The sequence below is a fragment of the Corynebacterium matruchotii genome (genome assembly GCF_011612265.2).
GTDB classification, from domain to species: Bacteria; Actinomycetota; Actinomycetes; order Mycobacteriales; family Mycobacteriaceae; genus Corynebacterium; species Corynebacterium matruchotii.
Window position 1 is genome coordinate 316562 of sequence record NZ_CP050134.2, and the last position, 20792, is coordinate 337353.

Sequence of the window (20792 nt, forward strand, 5' to 3'; positions counted from 1 at the left end):
ATCTATCCGCAACCTATCCATCGGTGCCACAATAATACTATGACTACAACACCCAGCAGCCCGTCTGAGGCCCGCAATCCAAAACTTGTGTGGGACAACCTGCTCGCCGGTAACGCCCGATTCGCCGCGGGGAAACCACTGCATCCCAACCAGAGCGTGAACCGCCGCGAGGAGTTACGCATGGGGCAATCCCCCCGGGCGGCCGTTTTTACCTGCGGTGATTCCCGGGTCCCCGTCGAGTTGCTTTTCGACGTGGGACTCGGCGACATTTTCACCATCCGCACCGCCGGGGAAGTGGTCGACGCCGCGGTGCTGGCGTCGCTAGAGTTCGCCGTTGAGGCGCTCGCCGTTGAGGTGCTGGTGGTGTTGGGGCACGAATCCTGCGGCGCGGTCAAGGCAGCCGCGGCGGTGGCGCTCGATGGCGCGGAGGTGCCGACCGGCCACCAGCGCACCATTGTGGAGCAGATCATGCCCAGCATTCTTTCGGCGAAAAGCGCCGGGAAGCATACTCCTTTCGATTTTGAACGCGCTCACGCGGAGGCGATCCGCAGCAAGATCATGGGTATTTCCCCAGTGATTAAGGAGGCGGTTAAGAGTGGTAAGACCGCGTTTATCGCCGCCCACTACAGCCTGGCGGATGGGTCGATCGACTACCTCTCCGTCGAAGGTGTGTAACAGGGGAAGGTAACAGGCGCACAACAGCACAAGCCTGACACACGCAAAAGGGGGTAACAAATTCATAAAGCAGTGTAGATCACACGGTTTTGCAACACACCGAGGAAGCTCCGCTGAATCCCGTAATTTTAGCTTTAGGCTTTAAGCGTGGATCGCCGAAATAATTACCCCCGTCGCCCGAATATACGCAGCGCCGCCCGTCCCAGCTACGACGGGCGGCCCCTACCAGCGGAAGTGTATTACCGCCGGCGGCGTCTCGCTGCCCTCTTCGCGCTGTTAGTGATTATTGGCGTGGTCGCCACCCTCCTATTTATAAGGAGCAACCACGAGTCCGCGACGGTGGCGGTGACGGAACCCATCGCATCCACACCACGCGCCACCGGGGGTGCCCCCGCAACCCCCACTGGTAGCCCTAAAGCTACTTCCGCTTCTGGTGGTGGGGCTGGCTCCGAGCCGGCCGCCGAGGTGGCCACGGAAGTCGCCACCACACCCGGCACGGCGGCCGGCACCCGCACCGGCGGCACCGGCGGGGCAAGTGGTGCGGGCGGGAAGAAATCCGTCACACACACCACCGCCGCAAGCGATGACGCCCAAGCCGACGACACCAAGGATGACGACGCCGAGTCGGAGGCCGCGCAGGCCAAAGACACCTGTGACCTTTCCGACCTCAAGATCGAAGCTTCCACCGACCACTTCAGCTACGAGGAAGGCCAACTCCCCAACCTCTACATGAAGGTCGCCAACCCCACCAAGGCCGACTGCATCATCGACCTCACCGACAATGTGATCCGGTTTGAGATCTACACCATGGACACCAACCAACTCCTATGGTCCGACGTTGACTGCAACGACCCGGCGGAAACCGGCAAGCAAACCTTCAAAGCCAACTCCGAGCGTTACTTCAAGGTGCAATGGTCCCGTACCAGCTCCGCACCCAATGCCTGCATTGATCGGGAGCCCGCCCCCGCCGGCGACTACTACATGCATGCGGCCATCGGCAAGCTCCACACGGAAGAAGGCGTGGTGCACTCCGACGCATTCACCTTCAACCTGCAATAATGCGCTAACCACCCGGCTTTTCGGCGATCACCCAATTATTGAATAAGCCGCAGCGCGTCGTGGATCGTGGCAACCTCCACCACCCGCAACCCCGGCAGGGCAGAATTATCCACATCCGACCCCGCCGGTATCACCGCCTGCCGATACCCCAGCCGTTTCGCCTCCATGAGGCGGCGCTGCACGTTAGGCACCCGCCGGATTTCCCCGGCCAACCCCACCTCACCCAACACCACTGTTTTCGCTGGCAGTGGTTTTTTCGTTATCGCACTCACCGTGGACATGGCAATGGCCAGGTCCGTGGCCGGCTCACCCACCTTCATGCCCCCAACCGTGGCCACATACACCTCGCTCGTGTGGGTGCGCCGACCAGCCCGGGCCGCCAACACCGCCAACACCATGGGCACCCGGGTGGCGTCAAGACCGGTGACGGCGCGCCGGGGATTTTTCGACTCGGTGGGAACCACGAGGGCCTGAACCTCGGCGACAATGGGTCGCACCCCATCCATGGCGACGGTGACCGCGGTGCCGTCCGGGGTGGCGTCCCGGTGGGACAGAAACAGGCCGGATGGGTCGGGTATCTCTTTAATACCATCGGATTGTTGTTCGAAACACCCCACCTCGTCGGTGGCGCCAAACCGGTTTTTAATGCCGCGCAGCATGCGCAGACTAGAGTGCCGGTCGCCCTCAAAATTCAGCACCACATCAACCAGGTGTTCGAGAACCCGGGGGCCGGCAACATTCCCGTCCTTGGTGACGTGCCCCACCAGCAGCACGGGGATGCCGGTGGTTTTCGCCAGGGTGGTGAGGGCCGCGGTCACCGCCCGGGATTGGGCGACGCCCCCGGCAACCCCTTCCACATCGGTGGCGTTCATGGTTTGGACCGAGTCCACAATGAGCAGGCTGGGTTTGAGCTGGTCCACATGCCCGAACACCACATCGAGGTTGGATTCCGCCGCAAGATACAGCGAGTCGTGCAGCGCGCCGGTGCGTTCGGCCCGCATGCGCACCTGCCCGGCGGATTCCTCGGCGGTCACATAGAGGGCGACCCGGTCGAGTTTCGCCCACCGGCTGGCGACCTCCAGAAGCAGCGTGGATTTCCCCACCCCGGGTTCGCCCGCCAACAGCACAACGGATCCGGGAACAATGCCGCTGCCCAACACCCGGTCGAGCTCCCCAATGCCGGTGGTTTGGCTGGTGGCTTTTGTTGCGGAAATGGTGGTGATTTTTTGGGCGGGGGAGGTTGGCGTGAGCCCCTTGGTGACCACCCCGGTGGTTGCCGCCTGGGTGGCGCTGCCGGCTGCGGCGGGTTGGTGTTCCTGCATGGATCCCCAGGTGCCGCACTCCGGGCAGCGGCCCAACCATTTGGGGCTGGAGTATCCGCATTCGGTGCAGCGGTGAACAGGGCGAGGTTTTTTGGCCATGGACTTACCCTAGACCATGCGGCGGACATCTGGTTTCACCCCTCGCTTTACGCCTGCTTTACGACGATCCAAGGTGGGCAATGGGCCTGTCGTATGCATGTTCTAGACATGTTATTGATGGTGATTATGTATTCTGGTGATGCGTAGCCCAATATCATTGTGATTGTTCGCAATTATTTTCTTATTACCGGAAAGATGAATGTTGATGATATAGAGCTATTGTTATTTGACACTAAGGATTCTTTGTGATTTATAGTGCGGCATGGAAATGTGTATCATTCGTATGATTTGAATGGGAAAGCATGTTCTAATTATTAACTCCAGTAATGGGTTTACTTGGCTCTCGTGGCGGTAAAGTCCTGTCTATTTTTCTACTGTTAGTTATTTTCAAATAGTATCGCTCGCCTATCATTGCTAGAATTTTTCATTTCTGCAGCTTAAATAATCTGTATCGTTTTTTGAGTGCGGTAGCGAATATGTGACGTCGGGATATATAAATTATTTTTTATAGGTCAGTACGAACGTTATAACGGGGGTAAAGCTTATTAATTGTGTTTTCGGATAAGCAAGGGTTAATTATGAGGTAAGATGTCCTGGTAGTGTGATATGTTTTCCTTAAAATTGCTGGTTGGTGCATGTCGCTTAGGTGTTCGATTCGTACCCCCGTGCTGTTGTTGAGGGGTGGACGGTGTGACGGTGCGTGTCGTAGGGTCGCAGATGTGTTGATGTTCTCAGCATTGCACATCCAAGGTAAGTTCTATTTTTGGGAGTAAGTCATGAAGGCGAAACTTCGTTTGTGGCGTGGGGGGGGGGACGCTGATTCTGGCGGCTGGTCTCGCGCTGGGGTCTGCTCCGGTGGTGTCTGCTGCTGGTGCTGAGGTGGATCTTGATGTGGTGACGAAGGTGGTTACTGCGTATCAGGATTTGTTGGATTCGCATTGGACGGATTCGAATTGTTCGTTGTCGAGTTGTGTGAATGCTAGTAGTTCGGTGTTTGCATCGTCGGGGGATAAGAAGTCTCAGCGGGGGTCGAGTTTTGGGGGTTCATCGAAGGATAACCGGGATGAGAGGAAGGATTCCGGCGAAAACCCGAAATTCACTCAGGCGGAATCTGCTTTATTGCAGGTGCGGGATGCTATGAAAGATTTTGGTTTGCCGATCAAGACTGCGAAGAGCACGATCAAGGTGACAGATGCCAAGATGAATGCTGATGGGAAGGTAACAGTTTCCGTAGCTGTGGGTACGACAAAGACCTACGGAGATGGAGATGGTGAACCTAGTTATATGGTTGATAGCCATACGTTGACGTTGTCCCCGAATCCGGAGAATTTGTTTGCTGTGGTTGAGGATACGATTGATCCAATACCTGCGAATGATACGCCTGGAGAACGTCCTACAGATGTAGAGTTCAATGAAGTTCCGCTTGATCGTATCCTTGGGCGTGAGTCAAATGGTGAGAATCGTCCGGTGGCTGATACCGCTGGTGCAGAGTTTTCATTATTGCCTGCGCATAAAGAGCAGGAGTCGGTGGGCATGCAGACTGTGGCTAATGAAGAAAAACACTCAAGGCCTGATGTGAAGAAGATGATTGGGTATGCGCTGCATTGGACCAGCCCGGCAGTTAACCCCAATCCAGACGTAGATGTTATGGAGGAACAGTTTCCTAGGTTTGATGTGAACTGTACGAATTTTGCTTCCCAGGTATTGCTTGCGGGTGGGTGGAAACCGAGGGATAGTAAAAAGATTGGGTTGACAGACCGGGTTCGTGACCCCGATGCGTGGTCCCCAAATGCCATTCCCCTGGTCCAAAAAGCCACTCACACGTGGTCTGCTGCCCAGAATTTGTATGGTTATGCAAAGAAGCATAGCAGCTATTATGATTTGCCGCAAGGAGAACAAGCTCAGTCTTCAGACTTGATTTTTGTGGATTGGGATCCTGATGGCAAGGCTGATGGAGAATTGGATCATACGATGATTGTGACAGGGATGGTTCCTCTTAAGAGGGAAAAGAAAGGCACCCCATTTACTTCTTTCGCGACTCCAGCGATCTCGCAGAAAACAAAAAATCGGCATAATATTCCGCTTTATGAATCTGTTGAGATTGCCCGCACCCATGGTAAAAAACTTGATAAGATTAAATGGTATGCGCTAACTTCTCGTCCTCAGTAGCGAATAATCATTTAGTATTGCTTTGATCAAGCTTATTCGGGCGTATCGCTAGGAAAAGAACACACCGATAAATAATAAACTATCCTATCTATTAGGAATAGTAGTTCGCCATCTACTAGTGTAATAAGTTCCTTGTGCGTATGCCCGAATAAGTTTAGTTGAAAATGGCATCTACCTTGGTTTATTAGTTCTTAAAGAGAGGCTGCATATTGGGAAGGCTGGACTATACTTCCCAGGTAACTGGATAAGTTTCCATACATTATGGACATAGTCGCATGAAGAAAAAACTTATTATTGCTTTGGTACTGTCTTTATGGTTTACAAGTGCGTATTGGCTTGGTAGTTATTATCGGCGTGCGCAGGTAGCGGGCGTTGCGATACAAAAATATGTAGATGTGCTTGATGCTGAGTCGACGGATCCGCAGTGCACCCTGGAGCATTGTCCGAATTCTAGTAAGTCACTTCCTGGGATGCCGGAGGATAGGGCACTGTTTACGAGCAATGAGCAATTTAATGTGGAAATGAAAGATTCACCAACAGGTCCTGCTACAGCTACCGAGTTTGCCGTTAAACATGTGACAAAGAAAGATAACGGAATGGTGGAAGCTATTGTGTATGGGACAACCACTAAATGTTATTTTCCTGGAGACATCGGTAGCATTTCGGATCTCTTTCGAATTACTTTAGCCCCCAGTACCATCAAGGGTGAGTATGTTGTTATAGAGGACAAGCGTCTTGGGGATACAGAAAATCCGGTGCCATACGCTAGGACCCTTTACAAGGGTAAAAATAAAGGGGAACCATCCTGTTCTTGGAAGTCAAAAGCTTCATAAGGGGGCGTAAAACAATGAATCTGCTTTCTAGAAAGCCATGAGAATGATAAAATAAGGCTTCCTGCTGGTGTGATATGTTTTCTTTAAAAATTCTATTGGGAAGCCGATCTACCATCATTTGCTAGATGGTCGCGGGTGTGGTGCTAGATGATGAAAGTATTGGCGCATTGGGACAAGCTTGTGGTCGTTGGGATAATGGCGTTCCTCACGGTGGTGCTCGTGGTCGGCTATGTCATTTCCGAGCGGCAACAGTATAGGATATTGCACCCGGCCTATTCCGAACAGTATTCCGCTGGTTCGGCCATTAATCAGCTGGTTGGTGCGACAATAGAGAACTATGAGTCGGTCATTGATGCGGAATCCCAAAACCTGGATTGCACCTTGCAGCACTGCGAAACCTCCAGCAAATCAATCCCGGGGTGCCGGCAGATCGGGCGCTGTTTACCGAAGCGGAACGATTCCTCTTGGGATGGTGGCCGGGTGCCGAGCCTGCTAGTACCATTCGCATCTACAGTGTGGCACAGCGGCCCGACAAGACAGTGGAAGCCATCGTCGATGTGACAATTACCAAATGCGCCTATCCAGAAACCAAAAACCCATACATGATTGTGACCGATCCTCACCGGATGATTCTTACGCCCAGTACCTTGAACCAGTACGAATATGTAGTGGTCGAAGACGTGATTTTAGACCGGCACGAGTCACAAGAATACCCCGAATCCTTCCAGCCACTCTATGTGGGGAAAGGCAAGGAAGCACGATGCTAGCAGCCTCTGTGAAGAAGCGTCACGGGGACAGGTGGGTGGTGTTCGGACCACTATTCCTGGTCCTGGTGGCAGTGGCCGTGAGCTGCTATTTCTACGAGGACGAAGTGGTTCCCACGGATAAAATGGTGTTCCAAAACCAGTATTCTGCTGGCCCGGAAGTGGATCGGGCGGTTGGTGAAGCAATAGGAAAATACGTGTCAGTTCTCGACGCGGAATATATGGATCATGATTGCTGGGTGGATGATTGCCCACGATCGAGTAAATCAATTCCCGGGGTGCCGGAGGATCGAGCATTATTCACAACGCAAGAGCGTGCTAACCTCGAAGGCCATCGGGGTAGGCGAGCCATGGATCGCGGACCGGTGAGCAGGGTGCGGTTGTACAGTGTTGCGCAGCAACCCGATGGGATGATGGTTGCCATTGCAGAGATTACTACTGTTAAATGCCTGTATCCGGGTAGTAAGGATCCTTACAGCAGTAGTTCCGATTATTATCGGATGATCCTTACTCTTAGTCAGGAAGGCTATGTGGTATTGCAGGATTCCAGCATCGATCCGGTTCGGGAGCGGTTACCCGAGGGGTTTCATTCCTTGTACCATAACACAGTAAAGAAACCCGAATGTGCTAGCACGTGATCGTATGAAGAAAAACATCATTATTGTTTTGGTACTGTCTTTATGGTTTATGAGTGCGTATTGGCTTGCTAGCTATTACCGGCTGGCCCAGGTAGCAGGCGTTGCGATACAAAAATATGTGGATGTGCTTGATGCTGAGTCGACGGATCCGCAGTGCACCCTGGAGCATTGTCCGAATTCTAGTAAGTCACTTCCTGGGATGCCGGAGGATAGGGCACTATTCACTAGCAATGAGCGGTTCAATGTGGAAATGAAATATTCACCAACAGGTCCTGCTACAGCTACCGAGTTTGCCGTTAAACATGTGACAAAGAAAGATAACGGAATGGTGGAAGCTATTGCATATGCTACAACCACTAAATGCTATTATCCTGGGTCTGCTAGGCCTTACGGTAGTGCTACGGATCTCTTCCGAATTACTTTAGCTCCCAGTACTATCAAGGGTGAATATGTTGTTATAGAGGACAAGCGTCTTGGGGATACAGAAAATCCGGTGCCATACGCCAGGACGCTTTACAGGAGTAAAGATAAAGGGCATCCATCCTGCTCTTAGAGGTTCGTTTGGCTAGAAGATTACCCAGGTGCATTTATGGGAAGAAGCTATACGTTAGATGGTAAATTGTGCAATGCATGTTATCTAGCGTGTCCTTATCGGATTTTCTACCTGTTGGTGTGAATAGATTTTCGCAGCGGCTGAATAGGCTTCTCTTATTCTTCAAGAGGTGGTTATGTGCTGGTGAGTCAGATTATATTTTCCAAGTGACCGGATAAGCTACTATCGTTATGAGCATAGTCGCATGAAGAAAAATATCATTATCGTTTTAGTACTGTCTTTATGGTTTACAAGTGCGTATTGGCTTGGTAGTTATTATCGGCGTGCGCAGGTAGCGGGCGTTGCGATACAAAAATATGTAGATGTGCTTGATGCTGAGTCGACGGATCCGCAGTGCACCCTGGAGCATTGTCCGAATTCTAGTAAGTCACTTCCTGGGATGCCGGAGGATAGGGCACTATTCACGAGCAATGAGCGGTTCAATATGGAAGTAAAAGGTCCTGCGACAACCACCGAATTCGCCATCAAACAAGTAACAAAGAAAAATGATGGAACGGTGGAAGCTATGGCGTACGTGACAACCACTAAATGCTATTTTCCTGAAGATGCTAGACCTTACGGTAGTGCTACGGATCTTCTTCTAATTACTTTAGCTCCCAGTACCATCAAAGGCGAATATGTTGTTATAGAGGATAAGCGCATCGGGGATACAGAAGATCCGCTGCCGCCGCACGCCCCAACCCTGTACAGAGGCAACCGCAAAGCCGACCCGCCCTGTTCCGTAGGCTCCCGATAAGATGATTGCGCACAAGAATACTACTGTGGTGAATAAGAAATTTGTCGCCATTGGTTTTCTCCTGTGGTTGGTCAGTGCCGTGGCCTATGTGCTTCACGCGGTGCCGTTCTATTCCGAGGAAGAGCGCCAACGCATCCGTGCGGTAGGGGCTGCCGTCGAAAAGTATGAGGCGATCTTAGACGCCGAATGGACGGATGAACACTGCACCCTAGAGCATTGCCCCAACTCCAGCAAGTCGCTGCCCGGCATGCCGCCGGATCGGGCGTCGTTGACCACGCACGAACGCACCAACATGGAGCGGCACGGCCCCTATGCGCATCTCCAGCCGGTGACCACCATGAATATTTTTCGGGTGACCGCACGCGACGACGGGACGGTCGAGGCGCTCACCCAAACTACCGTCACCAAATGCTACAGCCCTGCCGACGCCGACCCCTATGGCAGCGCCTTGAATTTCTATGCGATTACTCTGGCGCCCAGCACGATCCGCGGCGAATACGTGGTCGTGGACGACGTGTATTACGACGTCTTGAAGCACCCATTGCCGGTCGATGCCAGCCCGGTGTATGTTGGCGAGCCGAAAAGCCCGCCACCATGCGCCTGATCCTCATGATAAAATCCTTAAACTACCCCCATTTGTACTTAGTAAAAATTTAACCTTGATGGTTGTTATGGGAATCATGTATAAAATTGCCTTCAGCTGCATTATTGGTTAATTAAAGCCATTTCCCAAGCATAACGATAGGTTTACCAAAGGTAGAAGTTTACCTAACTGTAACGGTATTTTAATTATTTTTAAGCTTCGAAGGCTTTTCTTCTAGCCAACTCTTATATTATAGTTAATTTATATTTGAGCTTTGACTAATAGGAGACGCATGATGAAAAGGGTAAGGCTGGCGTACCTGACGGGGGCGTTGACTGTGCTCATCAGTATGCTTGGTGCGCCAGCGTTGGCCGTCGCAGACACGATTATTTCCACCGCTCCATCCAATACCGCCGAGAATTATTTAGATCCCCACTCTGCTGTCGAACTGAACCGCGATCAACAAGCCATTATGCCTAATTTTATTAAAGAATTTCTCAATTATGGCGATGATGCGTTTGTGTTAAATATGGGGGCCATTATCCTAGTGGTCATGGGGATTGTGCTGTTATTCCTGGCTTGTTGGGGTTATAAGCGTCCGGTCAAACGATAGCAACGAAACTACGCAATCTCTCAAAGAGGTACACTCCAATCGTGCTAACGAACCCCCGTTCGAGAGGGTGGGGGTCGTGGGTGGCGCGAGATTTTTATCAGTGAGCAGCCCCGAACCGATCGTGCCCCTAATGTCGGTGCCCCCAAATACTGGGTGGGAAAACTTGTTCGAATGAACTGTGGATTGGGTGCGGGCATAAGAAAATCCCGAGGCTAGAGGTAAGCCAGACAGCCTCGGGATATTATCTGCAATCAGTAATTCTGTATTCTACTCACTATTAGCGGCGCTCGTGGTCGTCGTGGTAGTGGTGCTCGTCTCACTTTCATGGTGGGCCTCGGCGCCGGTCTGCCGATTCACCTTGCCGGACTCCAACACCGGTGCGGCCACGGCAGCCCGGGCGGTCACCTGGCCGGAATCGAAATCAAACACCACATCCTTCGTGCCGCCCAGCGGGAAACCGGGATTATCCGCGGTCGTGGTCACATGGGTGACGCAGGCGCCTTCCGGCTCGGTCAGCTTTGCCATCTCCGAGGGAATACCACCAACCAGATTGCAACCGGCCTTAAACTCGGTGGTGCCATCAATGGCGACCTCCTGGCCGTCAATCGTGATCTTCTCTAACTTATGGGTGGCGTCCCGCTTCTTGTCCTGGTTGATGGCGGTGAACTTCACTCCAGTCTCACCATCTTTGGTCACGTGAATGGTGACATCCCGGACGGCGATAGTATTATCGCTAGAGTTCACTGAAGCACCATCGACGGCGGCAACCTGATCCGATGTTTGGGTGATTTGGCCAGCAGAGCAAGAAGCCAGCAATAGCGCAGAAGTGGCCGCAATAAAAATCTTCAGGGGCTTCACGTGTTCATCCTCCATCGGGGGTAGGGATCGTTAATCTTTTTACACCTTAGTCTGTTTTCCTTGGTAGCACACAGTCAAAACCCAACAGATAAAACCAAACGGGGTGAACCAAAAGGGGGAGATTTGGGTTTGGAATCTCACATTTGATCCGTCGAAAAGCAAAGAAAACCACCGTGGCATGCTAAAATCGGCCGGTAACTGTCTTTGGGAGGAACATTTTATGGAATTCAAGGTGGGCGACACTGTTGTTTATCCCCATCATGGTGCGGCCGTAATCGAAGCGATCGAACAGCGGGAAATGGGTGGTGAAACCCTGGAATACCTCGTGTTGCAAATCCACCAATCCGATCTTGTAGTCCGGGTACCCTCGAAGAACGCCGAGACAGTCGGCGTGCGCGACGTCGTGGGCGAGGCCGGGCTGCGGAAAGTCTTCGGCTTCCTGCGCGAAACCGATGTGGAAGAGGCCGGTAACTGGTCCCGCCGATTCAAGGCAAACCAGGAACGCCTCGCATCTGGCGACGTCAATAAAGTAGCCGAAGTGGTGCGGGACCTGTGGCGCCGCGACCAGGGCAAAGGCCTATCCGCCGGAGAGAAACGCATGCTCGCCAAGGCCCGGCAGGTGCTCGTGGGTGAACTCGCCCTCGCCGAAATCAAAGACGAAGCCAAAGCCAACGAACTACTCGCCGAAGTCGACGCCACCATCGTGCGCCACCGGCTTCAGGGTGGCGACGACACCCCCGAACCCAAACACCCACAGCCAATCATCGACGAAGACGATACCGATCTCGACGACCTCAACTTCGACGACTAACCCATGCCCACAAACCCCATGGTCATCGCCATCATCGCCGCAGCCGGCCAAGGCGCCAGGCTGGGGGCCGACCTGCCCAAAGCCTACGTGGAATTAGCCGGCCAGACCCTCATGGAACGCAGCGTGCGCGCCATGATCGACGCCGGGGTCGACCACATCATCGTGGTCATCATGCCCGCCATGGAAGAAACCGCCCGCCGCATCCTCGCCGACTACCCCGATGTGCAGCTAGTGCACGGCGCCGGCGAGCGCGTCGACTCCGTGTGGCGGGGCATCCAGGCCATCCCCACCACCGACGACGATGCTGTCGTGCTCATTCACGACAGCGCCCGCGCACTCACCCCACCCGACATGATCCGCCGAGTCACCCAGGCCGTCACCGGCGACGTTCAGGCGGTCATCCCCGTGCTGCCGGTCGCCGACACCATCAAACGGGTCGCCGCCACCGTGGTTGTCGACACCCCGGCGCGCGCCGACCTGCGGATCGTACAAACCCCCCAGGCCTTCCGGCTCGGGACCCTCCGCGAGGCCAATCAAACATATTTTCGGGACCCGAGTTTTACCGTCACCGATGACGCCAGCCTCGTCGAACACCTCAATATCCCGGTGCATTGCGTGCCCGGGGACCCACTTGCCATGAAGATCACCACACCCATCGACCTTACGTTAGCTGCCGCATTATTATGATCATTCCCCGTGTAGGTATCGCCGCCGACGCCCACCAGATTGAGGCCGGAAAACCCTGCTACATCGCGTGTCTTCACTTCCCGGACGTTGCCGGGTGCGAGGGGCATAGCGACGGCGATGTGGTGGCCCACGCCATGGTTGACGCCCTGCTGTCCGCCGCAAACCTGGGGGATTTGGGCAGCTTCGTCGGCGTGGGTCGCAAAGAATACGACAACGTGTCCGGGGAGCGACTCTTACGGGAGTGCCGCGAGCTCCTGGAGTCGAACGGGTTTTCAATCGGGAATGTGGCTGCCCAATTGATTGGGCAAACCCCGAAGCTGGGGCCGCGCCGGGAGGAGGCGGAAGAAAAGATCAGCGACATTGTGGGGGCGCCCGTGTCGGTTTCCGCAACAACCACGGATCACATGGGGTTTACTGGCAGCGGTGAGGGTCGGGCCGCCATTGCTACCGCCGTGGTGTGGGTGGCCGACAATTCCTGACCAAGACTTGACCGAGCCCCGACCCGGCGTCGATAGGCGCGTCGAAAAGCAAGCATCTACTACACTGGGACGTGTGACTTTACGCATATTCGACACCCGAACCCGCAGTCTTCGTGATTTCGTCCCGCTAACCCCAGGGCGCGCCACCATGTATCTGTGTGGCGCCACCCCGCAAACGAACCCACATATTGGGCATGTGCGCAGCGGGGTTGCCTTCGACATTGTGCGTAGGTGGCTCATGGCGTCGGGCTATGATGTTGCGTTTGTCCGTAACGTGACCGACATCGACGATAAGATTCTCACCAAGGCTGCTGAGGCGAATCGCCCCTGGTGGGAATGGGTGTCTACTTACGAACGAGCCTTTAGCCACGCCTACGACATGTTGGGCGTGCTGCCGCCGTCCGTGGAGCCTCGCGCTACCGGACACATGACCCAAATGATTACCTACATGCAGCGGCTTATCGACGCCGGTTTCGCCTACCCCGCCCAGGGCTCCGTCTATTTCGATGTGGCCGCCTGGTCGGCCGCGGACGGCTCCGACTATGGGTCGCTGTCCGGCAATAACCTTATCGACATGGAGCAGGGCGAAACCGACAATGTGGGCAAGCGCAGCCCGCAGGATTTCGCCTTGTGGAAGGCGGCGAAACCGGGGGAGCCCTCGTGGCCCACACCGTGGGGTGATGGCCGGCCGGGCTGGCACCTCGAATGCTCCGCCATGTCCACCTGGTATCTGGGCCCCGAGTTCGACATTCACGGCGGTGGCCTCGACCTGCAATTCCCCCACCACGAGAACGAGATCGCCCAGGCGCATGCCGCCGGCGACGGGTTCGCCCGCTATTGGATGCACAACCACTGGGTGACCATTGCCGGGGAAAAGATGAGTAAGTCGTTGGGTAACGTGCTGTCGGTGCCGGAGATCGTGAAGCTGGTGCGGCCGGTGGAATTGCGCTACTACCTGGGGTCGGCCCATTATCGTTCCGTGTTGGAGTACTCCCCGGACGCGTTGCAGGAGGCGGCCCAGGGATACCGGCGTATCGAAAGTTTTGTCGAGAAAGTGGATGATCTGCCCGGCCAGCCGCCGGTGCCGGTGGGGGAGTGGACCGATGCGTTCGCCGAGGCCATGAACGACGACATTGGGGTGCCGCGGGCACTCGCCGAAATTCACAACACTGTTCGGGCCGGCAATAGTGCCCTGGCCATGAGGGATTATGGTGAGGCCCGCAGGATGGCCGCCCGGGTGCGGGCCATGACTGAGGTGTTGGGTTTCGATCCGCTTTCCGACCAGTGGCAGGACGGCGAATCCGTGCGGTTCGACGCGCCCATGGTGGCGTTGGATGCGCTGGTCCAGGAGGAGCTGGATCGGCGCGAGATTGCCAGGTCGGTCAAGGACTGGGAGACCGCCGACGCGGTGCGTGACCGCCTGCTGGAGGTGGGGATTATTGTCACCGACACCCCCGAAGGCCCAACCTGGTCGTGGGTGCCCTGAGCCACCAAGCCATCCTCGGCGCCGCCATGGCGTGCGGCCTGGGCCCGGCCGAACTAGTCGAATTGTTGAATCAAGGAATAATCACATATGTCTGGAAACTCTAAAAATCGTCCCGGTATCCGTAAAACCAATAAAAAGGGTGCCGTGAAGGGATCTGGTGGGGCGCGTCGCCGTGGCCTTCGGGGCAAGGGGCCCACGCCGAAGGCCGAGGATCGGGTGTACCATGCCGCCCATAAGCGCAAGCTGGAGCGCCAGCGGCGCGACCAGGGGCGGCACGACCGAAGCGCCAGCACCGAGCTGGTGGTGGGCCGCAACCCGGTGATCGAATGCTTGCACGCCCGGGTGCCGGCCACCGCCCTGTATATTGCGCAGGGCACCCGCAATGACGATCGGCTTACCGAGGCGGTGCAGCTGGCCCACAGCCGGTCGATTCCGCTCATTGAGGTGCCCCGCATAGAGCTCGACAGCATGACTGGTAATGGGCTGCACCAGGGGGTGGGGTTGCAGATTCCGCCGTTCGAGTACGCCGATGTGTTCGACCTCATCGGCACGGTTGCCGACAGCAAGGAGCAGGGGATGATCGTGGTGCTCGACAACATCACCGACCCCCGGAACCTGGGGGCGGTGATCCGGTCTACCGCGGCTTTCGGTGGTCAGGGTGTGGTCATTCCCGAGCGGCGGTCCGCGTCGGTGACGGCTGTTGCGTGGCGCACGTCGGCTGGTACCGCGGCCCGGCTGCCGGTGGCAAAGGCCACGAATATCACCCGGACCCTCAAGGAGTTTCAGCAAAACGGCTACCAGGTTGTGGGCCTGGACGCGGGTGGGGACACCACCTACGATTCGTACGATGGTACCGGCCCGGTCGTGATCGTGGTCGGCTCGGAGGGCAAGGGGCTGTCCCGCCTGGTTCGGGAAACCTGCGACGTGCTGGTTTCGGTGCCCACCACGTCGTGGGTGGAGTCGCTGAATGCCTCTGTGGCCGCCGGGGTGGTGCTGAGCGAGTTCTCCCGGCAGCGCCGCGCCGCCGGCGTGAAACCGTCGGAATCGTAAAGGCAGCGATGAATAAACCACTGCTGGCCACTGGCGTGATCTTCCTGTCCTTCGGCGTGCCGTTGGTGATTCTATGGCTGGTCGTGCACCTGTACCCGGGCGCCGGGTGGATTATCACCTGGTCGCACGTGTGGTATTTGCTGGTGTATCCGGTGCTCGCCAGCGCGGCCAGTAGCGCCGGCCGACTCATTCCCGGGCGCGCCGGGGTGGTGGTTCAGGAGGTGTTAGAGTTCGCGGCCTGGTGCATGTTGTGCTACTACCTCATGGCCCCGGTGGGGGCGGCGCTCGCGGCCGCGTGCAGCTGCTGGTTTTACGTCAAACTCATGACCCCCATGGTGGCGAAGACCCTGCGTCCCCTCAACGAGGCCCCCTGATTCTTGCTTGTCGACGCCGCTATCGGGGGAGTTCGTCGATGAATTGGCTGAAGAGCTTTGCCGCGTCCACCGACTCGTTTGCGGGGCCGAGGAATTCGGAGGTGACGCATCCGGGCCCGGGGACCACGTGCCCCGTGTTCGGCAGCGTGACGAGCCGCACCGGGGCGGCGTCCCCGTTGAGTCGCCGATAATAGTCGGCTGTGGCCTGCGCCGATTGGGTGCCGCCGCGCACGGTGCCGCCCGCTATGGGTGCGATGGGGTCGGATTCCCCGTGGATGAGGAGTAGGGGAGTGGGCCGCCACCGGTCGGTGGTTGGGGGTGCGGGGAGGAAGTTTTCTGGTGTTGGTTGGGTTGCGGCGATGACGAGGGCGGCGTCGAAAAGCCCGGGGGCTTCGTGGAGCAGCCGGTAGATCATGTGCCCGCCGTTGGAAAAACCCGCCCCAAACACCCGGCCCGTGCATTCGAAACTGTGTACGAATTCCGTGAGATATTCTACGTCGTTTGTGCCTAATTCCCGGGTTTTTTCCTGCAAAAGCCTCCGCCCATCATTCCAATGTCGCGCAACCCCCTCAGGATAGGCCACTGACATGCCTAAATGCTCGAATCGGCGGTTGGTAAACCTGCGGGTTACCGTCGCCGATTGGGTGGATCCATGCAACCACACTAAGAGATCATCACGGTGACCCCCCGACGCCGGCCCCGGTACAAAGCCATATCGACGAGACCCGAAAACACGCATATCCATACCCAGAGCATATCTGCATTGCCCCCACTGGTGGGGGGCGTTCCCTGCTGAAATGAACAATTTTTCCACAATCTGCAGATTTATAAGAAATCTTTGCGTCTTTCCACTAAGTTGTGTGGCATGGCAAAACGCAGCGCACGTAGAACTTCTCTCGCCTCACTCGCCGAAGAACTAGGTGTGTCCCGAACGACAGTCTCCAACGCATACAACCATCCGGAACAACTTTCCGAAGATTTACGAGTCCGCATTCTCGACACCGCCGAACGACTAGGCTACCCAGGGCCCGACCCGGCCGCCCGCTCTCTTCGCATGAAACGCGTCGGCAGCATTGGCGTGCTCGTTACCGAACATCTCGCGTATGCATTCGAAGACATGGCATCGGTTGATTTCCTCGCCGGCCTGGCCGAAGCATGCATTGGGTTTCAAACCACCCTCACCCTGGTCCCCGTGGGGCCCACCGCAACCAATCCCTCCGCCGCATTACAGCTGGTCAACTCGGCCGTGGTCGACGGTTTCGTCGTCTATTCCGTTGCGAAAAACGACCCCTATTTAGAAGCAACCCACACCCGGGGCCTCCCCACGGTTGTGTGCGATCAACCTATTGACGACAACCGATTCCCATTCGTCGGCATTGATGAGGGCGGCGCCATCGCCCCCGCCGCCCAGGCGCTTGTCGACGCCGGCCACCGCCACATCGGCATCCTCTGCCTCCGATTGTGCATCACCGACAACGACGGCCTAGTCACCCCCGAACGGGTGGAAGATGCGCAGCATCATGTGCAACAAGCCCGGGTGCAGGGGGCCCTCCGTGTGTTTGCCAACGCCGGTATTGCCACCCACACCATCCCCATTATCGAACGGCACACCAACACGCCCGAAGCCACCTACGCCGCTGCGAAAGAACTCCTCACCAACTACCCGGACATCACCGCAATCCTGTGCACCGCCGACACCATGGCGCTCAGCGCCATGCAATACGCCCACGACCACGGCATGAGCATCCCCAAAGACCTCTCCATCACCGGATTCGACGGCATCAGGGAGGCCCGCATGCGGGGCATCGCAACCGTTGTGCAACCCAATAGGGCCAAGGGTGAATACGCCGGCCACACCCTCATGCACATGATCGACGGCGAATATTATGATGACAAAACCACCCTAGACGTTGCCTTCCACCCCGGCACCACCATTGGCCCGCCGCGCCGCCGCTAGCTGGGCAAAAAACTCCCCGGCACCGGACACGTCCGGCACCCGATACTGTGCCTTCGTGTCCCCAGGCCCCACCTTCACCGACAGATCACCCGGGCCCAACACCGCAAACCCATCCTCGTCGGTGCGGTCATCCCCCACAAAAATCACCGCCGTGGCCCCCAACTGTTTCCGGGCTATGGTAATCCACGTGCCCTTGGTCATGTCAATTGCTGCCCCCTCCACAATCCACTTGCCCGGCTTCAAATGCGCCCCCGGAATATCAGCATGGCTGGCCCGCTCATATATTTCGGCGGCCTTCGACTCGTCCGTCGCCCGAATCAAATGCAACACCCGATGGTAGGGCTTATACTCCACAAACGCCCCCTCCACCTGCGCCGCCAACTCCTCAAATGTCGTGGTGATCTGGTCGAGCACCGCCTGCTGCTCAGCCGTCAACGCCCGAATTTTCCCAATGTTCGATTCCGCACCGTGCGAACCCGCCAAAATCAAGTCGGTCTCATCAAACCCGGTGACCTGCTTCAACCCCTCCGTATGCCGGCCGGACAGGATCGCCACCTCGGTATCCGGCAACGCCGCCAACTCCTTGAGGGCCCGTTCCGCGGTGGGATTTGTGGACACCGCATAGGCGTCAGTATTGAATTCGGCAAGCGTGCCATCATAATCAGAAACCACCAACAACCGTGGTGTTGCGGCCACAGCGGCCAATGTAGCATCCAAGTTCATACAGTCAACACTAATGCACCAGCCGCAGCGCCGGAGCATCGTCGTAAAGCTCGCTGCCGCTCACCGTCAGCAATAATTCGCCCCCGGTCGGCCGGGACACCGCGAAATCATGATGCTCAAAAAACTGCACAATCGCATCGTGCACAAACCGAATATGCCCCGTGCACTGATCCTCATCAACCTGCCGATACGACACCTTCTCCACATGCAACGCATCACCATCAACCGAATTTGCCGGCTTGCCCGCCTGCGTAAAACTCACCGTCCCCTGCAACGGGGCGCATCCGGTAAACCCGCTAATGGTCGTCGCCCCAAAATTCACCGCAACCGCGCCCGCCACCGCATCCGGCACCGTCGCCGGATAATTCGGGGTCGTATACACCCCAACCACCTGCCATGAGGTGTCCGCAATCTCCTCCTGTTTCGCCCCACACCCCTGGAGGGCAAACCCGGATAACAGCACGGCACACACAACAGCAACGGTTCGACGCATGCTCCTATCCTAAGGTAAGGCAGCGTAAAAACGCGGTTGCCCACACATTCACATCGTGACTAATTACCTGCTCATGCATCCGCAGCATCCGCGCCTGCTTCTCCGCGGGCGACGCCAACAATGCCGCCAACAGCTGCTGCTTTATCGACTCCACATCAAACGGATTACACAAAAACGCCTCCGATAATTCCTCAGCCGCCCCCGCGAACTCGCTCAACACCAGCGCACCGGAACCATCACCATGGCAGGCCACATACTCCTTCGCCACCAGGTTCATACCATCCTTAAACGGCGTGACCAGCATAATATCCGCCGTGGCGTAGAGCTTCACCAACCGTTCCCGATCAAACGACTGGTGCTGGTACAACACCACCTGCGACCCCAACGACCCAAACCGGCCATTGATCCGCCCCACCGCCTGCTCAACCATGTTCCGGGTTCGCCGGTAATGGTCAATCCGCTCCCGGGAGGGCGTCGCAATCTGCAAAAACACCGTTCGGGGCGGCATCATACCCGCCTTGTGCAGCTCCTCCAACGCCTGCAGCCGCTGCAAAATCCCCTTGGTGTAATCCAGCCGATCCACACCCAAAATGATTTGGTCGAGATTCCCCAGTTCAGCCCGCACCTCGGTCTTATCTATATCCACCAAAAACGGCGTGGGGTCAATGGCAATCGGAAACGCCCCAATCCCCACCTGCCGGTCGTCTGACGTGTGCACGTGGGCGGTAATGTCCCGCACCGACACCGTGCCGGACACATCATGCTCCGAATAGTGTGCCACCACGTGGAGGAAATTCCGGGCGTTCGACGCCAAATGGAATCCAACCATATCCGCCCCCAACACCCCGGTGAGGATTTCTTCCCGCCACGGCAACTGCCGGAACAAATCGGGGGCGGGAAACGGAATATGCAGGAAAAACCCAATGGTCAAATCGGGTCGCAACTCCCGAAGCATGCCGGGCACGAGTTGCAGCTGATAATCCTGTACCCACACGGTGGCATTGGGGGCGGCAACCTGGGCCGCGGTTTCTGCAAACTTCTGGTTTACCCGTTGGTAGGCGTCCCACCAATTGCGGTGATACCTGGGGGTCACAATCAGATCATGATACAGCGGCCACAAGGTGGCATTAGCGAACCCCTCGTAAAACTCCTCATAGTCCGACTGGGAAAGACTCACCGGGTTGAGCAGAATCCCCGACTCGGTGCGGAACGGTTCGGGGGCCTCCGTGGTGGTGCCGGGCCAACCAATCCAACAACCATGATGCTGCGCCAACACCGGGGTTAGCGCAGCAACCAGGCCGCCGGGGCTGGGCGTCCACACCGGCGCACCATTATCGTCATAGTGCAAATCGACGGGCAGCCGGTTGGCAACCACCACAAAGTCATTCATTTATGCCTTCTTCGTGGTCTTTTTAGTAGTCTTCTTCGCGGCCTTCGTGGCTTTCTTTGTGGTTTTCTTGGCGGTGGCTTTCTTCGTTGCCTTCTTAGTAGCCTTTTTCGTGGTTTTCTTACTGCGCTTCGTGGTCTTCTTCGGCGCTATAGTATCCGCATACTCCGCATAAACCTTCTTATACGACAAGCCTGCGGGCTCGACACCCAACATGCACATCAATGTCACACCGTCGAAAAAGTTTTCCGCATAAGACGCGACAACCTTGCGGGCAGCGGCAGCGGTTTCCTCCTCAACGGCGTGCAAGGGCTCCGCTGGGCTGCGGGTATCAGTGACCTTTGGTGGCAAGGGGCCGCCTCCTTCATTATCAGAAACTCCAA

General features: G+C 56.4%; 25 protein-coding genes. 18 read left to right on the forward strand and 7 right to left on the reverse strand.

The genetic code is table 11. The features are described from left to right. Nucleotides 1-39: 39 nt before the first annotated feature. Nucleotides 40-675: a carbonic anhydrase gene (locus tag HBA49_RS01350; protein ID WP_005524844.1), complete on the forward strand. Its 636-nt coding sequence runs from the start codon at nucleotides 40-42 to the stop codon at nucleotides 673-675. 147 nt (nucleotides 676-822) lie between these two features. Beyond that, on the forward strand, nucleotides 823-1734 hold the full coding sequence (locus HBA49_RS01355) for a hypothetical protein (RefSeq protein WP_005525351.1): 912 nt from the start codon (nucleotides 823-825) through the stop codon (nucleotides 1732-1734). 35 nt (nucleotides 1735-1769) lie between these two features. On the opposite strand, the gene radA is transcribed toward HBA49_RS01355, so the two are convergent. Next, nucleotides 1770-3155 carry a DNA repair protein RadA gene (radA, locus tag HBA49_RS01360; protein WP_005525334.1) on the reverse strand — a complete coding sequence of 462 codons (1386 nt, stop codon included), beginning with the start codon at nucleotides 3153-3155 and terminating at the stop codon, nucleotides 1770-1772. 858 nt (nucleotides 3156-4013) lie between these two features. On the opposite strand from radA, the gene HBA49_RS01365 reads away from it, so the two are divergent. From HBA49_RS01365 to HBA49_RS01405, 9 genes are all read left to right on the forward strand, one after another. Further along, nucleotides 4014-5324 (forward strand): amidase domain-containing protein, encoded by a 1311-nt coding sequence (locus HBA49_RS01365; RefSeq protein WP_244248378.1) that lies wholly within the window; start codon nucleotides 4014-4016, stop codon nucleotides 5322-5324. Nucleotides 5325-5599: 275 nt separating this feature from the next. Beyond that, nucleotides 5600-6157 carry a hypothetical protein gene (locus tag HBA49_RS01370; protein WP_040431712.1) on the forward strand — a complete coding sequence of 186 codons (558 nt, stop codon included), beginning with the start codon at nucleotides 5600-5602 and terminating at the stop codon, nucleotides 6155-6157. A gap of 147 nt (nucleotides 6158-6304) precedes the next feature. After that, entirely contained in the window at nucleotides 6305-6718 is a 414-nt protein-coding gene (locus HBA49_RS01375; RefSeq protein ID WP_005525160.1) for a hypothetical protein, read from the forward strand. Then, entirely contained in the window at nucleotides 6715-6924 is a 210-nt protein-coding gene (locus HBA49_RS01380; protein ID WP_005524836.1) for a hypothetical protein, read from the forward strand. Before HBA49_RS01375 ends, HBA49_RS01380 begins: the two co-directional genes overlap by 4 nt. Next, nucleotides 6918-7559 (forward strand): hypothetical protein, encoded by a 642-nt coding sequence (locus tag HBA49_RS01385; RefSeq protein WP_005525483.1) that lies wholly within the window; start codon nucleotides 6918-6920, stop codon nucleotides 7557-7559. The genes HBA49_RS01380 and HBA49_RS01385 overlap by 7 nt, the downstream gene beginning before the upstream one ends. 4 nt (nucleotides 7560-7563) lie before the next feature. Then, nucleotides 7564-8112, forward strand: coding sequence for a hypothetical protein (locus HBA49_RS01390; protein WP_040431714.1), 549 nt, complete (start codon nucleotides 7564-7566; stop codon nucleotides 8110-8112). 244 nt (nucleotides 8113-8356) lie between these two features. Continuing rightward, nucleotides 8357-8908 (forward strand): hypothetical protein, encoded by a 552-nt coding sequence (locus HBA49_RS01395; RefSeq protein ID WP_005525003.1) that lies wholly within the window; start codon nucleotides 8357-8359, stop codon nucleotides 8906-8908. Between the two features lie 28 nt (nucleotides 8909-8936). Continuing rightward, complete coding sequence (locus HBA49_RS01400) at nucleotides 8937-9512, forward strand: hypothetical protein (RefSeq protein ID WP_146743666.1); 576 nt, start codon at nucleotides 8937-8939, stop codon at nucleotides 9510-9512. A 271-nt stretch (nucleotides 9513-9783) separates the two neighbouring features. Next, nucleotides 9784-10104 (forward strand): hypothetical protein, encoded by a 321-nt coding sequence (locus HBA49_RS01405; protein WP_040431718.1) that lies wholly within the window; start codon nucleotides 9784-9786, stop codon nucleotides 10102-10104. 267 nt (nucleotides 10105-10371) lie between these two features. Here the strand turns inward: HBA49_RS01405 and HBA49_RS01410 are convergent, their stop codons facing one another. Continuing rightward, on the reverse strand, nucleotides 10372-10977 hold the full coding sequence (locus HBA49_RS01410; protein ID WP_040431720.1) for a hypothetical protein: 606 nt from the start codon (nucleotides 10975-10977) through the stop codon (nucleotides 10372-10374). 205 nt (nucleotides 10978-11182) lie between these two features. Here HBA49_RS01410 and HBA49_RS01415 point away from each other — a divergent pair, with 205 nt between their 5' ends. The 6 genes from HBA49_RS01415 to HBA49_RS01440 all read left to right on the forward strand — a co-directional run bounded on the left by HBA49_RS01415 (nucleotide 11183) and on the right by HBA49_RS01440 (nucleotide 15849). Next, the gene (locus HBA49_RS01415; protein ID WP_005525028.1) at nucleotides 11183-11773 is read left to right on the forward strand and encodes a CarD family transcriptional regulator; all 591 of its coding nucleotides are present in this window, start codon (nucleotides 11183-11185) and stop codon (nucleotides 11771-11773) included. Nucleotides 11774-11776: 3 nt separating this feature from the next. Then, nucleotides 11777-12460, forward strand: a complete 684-nt coding sequence (gene ispD / locus HBA49_RS01420) for a 2-C-methyl-D-erythritol 4-phosphate cytidylyltransferase (protein WP_005525130.1) — start codon at nucleotides 11777-11779, stop codon at nucleotides 12458-12460. Then, the gene (ispF, locus tag HBA49_RS01425) at nucleotides 12457-12939 is read left to right on the forward strand and encodes a 2-C-methyl-D-erythritol 2,4-cyclodiphosphate synthase (protein ID WP_005525157.1); all 483 of its coding nucleotides are present in this window, start codon (nucleotides 12457-12459) and stop codon (nucleotides 12937-12939) included. Before ispD ends, ispF begins: the two co-directional genes overlap by 4 nt. Nucleotides 12940-13012: 73 nt before the next feature. Next, nucleotides 13013-14425, forward strand: coding sequence for a cysteine--tRNA ligase (cysS, locus tag HBA49_RS01430; RefSeq protein ID WP_040431722.1), 1413 nt, complete (start codon nucleotides 13013-13015; stop codon nucleotides 14423-14425). An 87-nt stretch (nucleotides 14426-14512) separates the two neighbouring features. Next, a complete protein-coding gene (rlmB, locus tag HBA49_RS01435) occupies nucleotides 14513-15475 on the forward strand; it encodes a 23S rRNA (guanosine(2251)-2'-O)-methyltransferase RlmB (protein WP_005522171.1) in 963 nt (320 codons plus the stop codon). Nucleotides 15476-15483: 8 nt separating this feature from the next. Beyond that, nucleotides 15484-15849, forward strand: a complete 366-nt coding sequence (locus tag HBA49_RS01440; RefSeq protein ID WP_005524828.1) for a hypothetical protein — start codon at nucleotides 15484-15486, stop codon at nucleotides 15847-15849. Nucleotides 15850-15868: 19 nt separating this feature from the next. Here the strand turns inward: HBA49_RS01440 and HBA49_RS01445 are convergent, their stop codons facing one another. After that, nucleotides 15869-16594, reverse strand: coding sequence for a CE1 family esterase (locus tag HBA49_RS01445; protein ID WP_225866125.1), 726 nt, complete (start codon nucleotides 16592-16594; stop codon nucleotides 15869-15871). A gap of 120 nt (nucleotides 16595-16714) precedes the next feature. Here HBA49_RS01445 and HBA49_RS01450 point away from each other — a divergent pair, with 120 nt between their 5' ends. Beyond that, nucleotides 16715-17806, forward strand: coding sequence for a LacI family DNA-binding transcriptional regulator (locus HBA49_RS01450; protein WP_005525178.1), 1092 nt, complete (start codon nucleotides 16715-16717; stop codon nucleotides 17804-17806). Here the strand turns inward: HBA49_RS01450 and otsB are convergent. Genes otsB through HBA49_RS01470 form a run of 4 tightly spaced genes read right to left on the reverse strand, consistent with a single transcriptional unit; the run spans nucleotide 17753 to nucleotide 20760 of the window. Then, the gene (gene otsB / locus HBA49_RS01455) at nucleotides 17753-18529 is read right to left on the reverse strand and encodes a trehalose-phosphatase (RefSeq protein WP_040431724.1); all 777 of its coding nucleotides are present in this window, start codon (nucleotides 18527-18529) and stop codon (nucleotides 17753-17755) included. The two genes, HBA49_RS01450 and otsB, sit on opposite strands and share 54 nt — an antisense overlap. Before the next feature lie 10 nt (nucleotides 18530-18539). Then, complete coding sequence (locus tag HBA49_RS01460) at nucleotides 18540-19022, reverse strand: hypothetical protein (protein ID WP_005524935.1); 483 nt, start codon at nucleotides 19020-19022, stop codon at nucleotides 18540-18542. 4 nt (nucleotides 19023-19026) lie between these two features. Beyond that, complete coding sequence (locus HBA49_RS01465; RefSeq protein ID WP_005525436.1) at nucleotides 19027-20412, reverse strand: alpha,alpha-trehalose-phosphate synthase (UDP-forming); 1386 nt, start codon at nucleotides 20410-20412, stop codon at nucleotides 19027-19029. Further along, nucleotides 20413-20760: a hypothetical protein gene (locus HBA49_RS01470; RefSeq protein WP_005525119.1), complete on the reverse strand. Its 348-nt coding sequence runs from the start codon at nucleotides 20758-20760 to the stop codon at nucleotides 20413-20415. It abuts the gene before it with no gap. Nucleotides 20761-20792 lie beyond the last annotated feature (32 nt).

Coding starts and splice junctions, on each gene's coding strand:
- otsB (WP_040431724.1), bottom strand. CDS start 18,529: ATGAACTTGGATGCTACATTGGCCGCTGTGGCCGCAACACCACGGTTG.
- HBA49_RS01350 (WP_005524844.1), top strand. CDS start 40: ATGACTACAACACCCAGCAGCCCGTCTGAGGCCCGCAATCCAAAACTT.
- HBA49_RS01390 (WP_040431714.1), top strand. CDS start 7,564: ATGAAGAAAAACATCATTATTGTTTTGGTACTGTCTTTATGGTTTATG.
- HBA49_RS01375 (WP_005525160.1), top strand. CDS start 6,305: ATGATGAAAGTATTGGCGCATTGGGACAAGCTTGTGGTCGTTGGGATA.
- HBA49_RS01440 (WP_005524828.1), top strand. CDS start 15,484: ATGAATAAACCACTGCTGGCCACTGGCGTGATCTTCCTGTCCTTCGGC.
- rlmB (WP_005522171.1), top strand. CDS start 14,513: ATGTCTGGAAACTCTAAAAATCGTCCCGGTATCCGTAAAACCAATAAA.
- ispF (WP_005525157.1), top strand. CDS start 12,457: ATGATCATTCCCCGTGTAGGTATCGCCGCCGACGCCCACCAGATTGAG.
- HBA49_RS01450 (WP_005525178.1), top strand. CDS start 16,715: ATGGCAAAACGCAGCGCACGTAGAACTTCTCTCGCCTCACTCGCCGAA.
- HBA49_RS01465 (WP_005525436.1), bottom strand. CDS start 20,412: ATGAATGACTTTGTGGTGGTTGCCAACCGGCTGCCCGTCGATTTGCAC.
- radA (WP_005525334.1), bottom strand. CDS start 3,155: ATGGCCAAAAAACCTCGCCCTGTTCACCGCTGCACCGAATGCGGATAC.
- HBA49_RS01415 (WP_005525028.1), top strand. CDS start 11,183: ATGGAATTCAAGGTGGGCGACACTGTTGTTTATCCCCATCATGGTGCG.
- HBA49_RS01460 (WP_005524935.1), bottom strand. CDS start 19,022: ATGCGTCGAACCGTTGCTGTTGTGTGTGCCGTGCTGTTATCCGGGTTT.
- HBA49_RS01445 (WP_225866125.1), bottom strand. CDS start 16,594: ATGGATATGCGTGTTTTCGGGTCTCGTCGATATGGCTTTGTACCGGGG.
- HBA49_RS01410 (WP_040431720.1), bottom strand. CDS start 10,977: ATGGAGGATGAACACGTGAAGCCCCTGAAGATTTTTATTGCGGCCACT.
- HBA49_RS01385 (WP_005525483.1), top strand. CDS start 6,918: ATGCTAGCAGCCTCTGTGAAGAAGCGTCACGGGGACAGGTGGGTGGTG.
- HBA49_RS01405 (WP_040431718.1), top strand. CDS start 9,784: ATGATGAAAAGGGTAAGGCTGGCGTACCTGACGGGGGCGTTGACTGTG.
- HBA49_RS01395 (WP_005525003.1), top strand. CDS start 8,357: ATGAAGAAAAATATCATTATCGTTTTAGTACTGTCTTTATGGTTTACA.
- ispD (WP_005525130.1), top strand. CDS start 11,777: ATGCCCACAAACCCCATGGTCATCGCCATCATCGCCGCAGCCGGCCAA.
- HBA49_RS01370 (WP_040431712.1), top strand. CDS start 5,600: ATGAAGAAAAAACTTATTATTGCTTTGGTACTGTCTTTATGGTTTACA.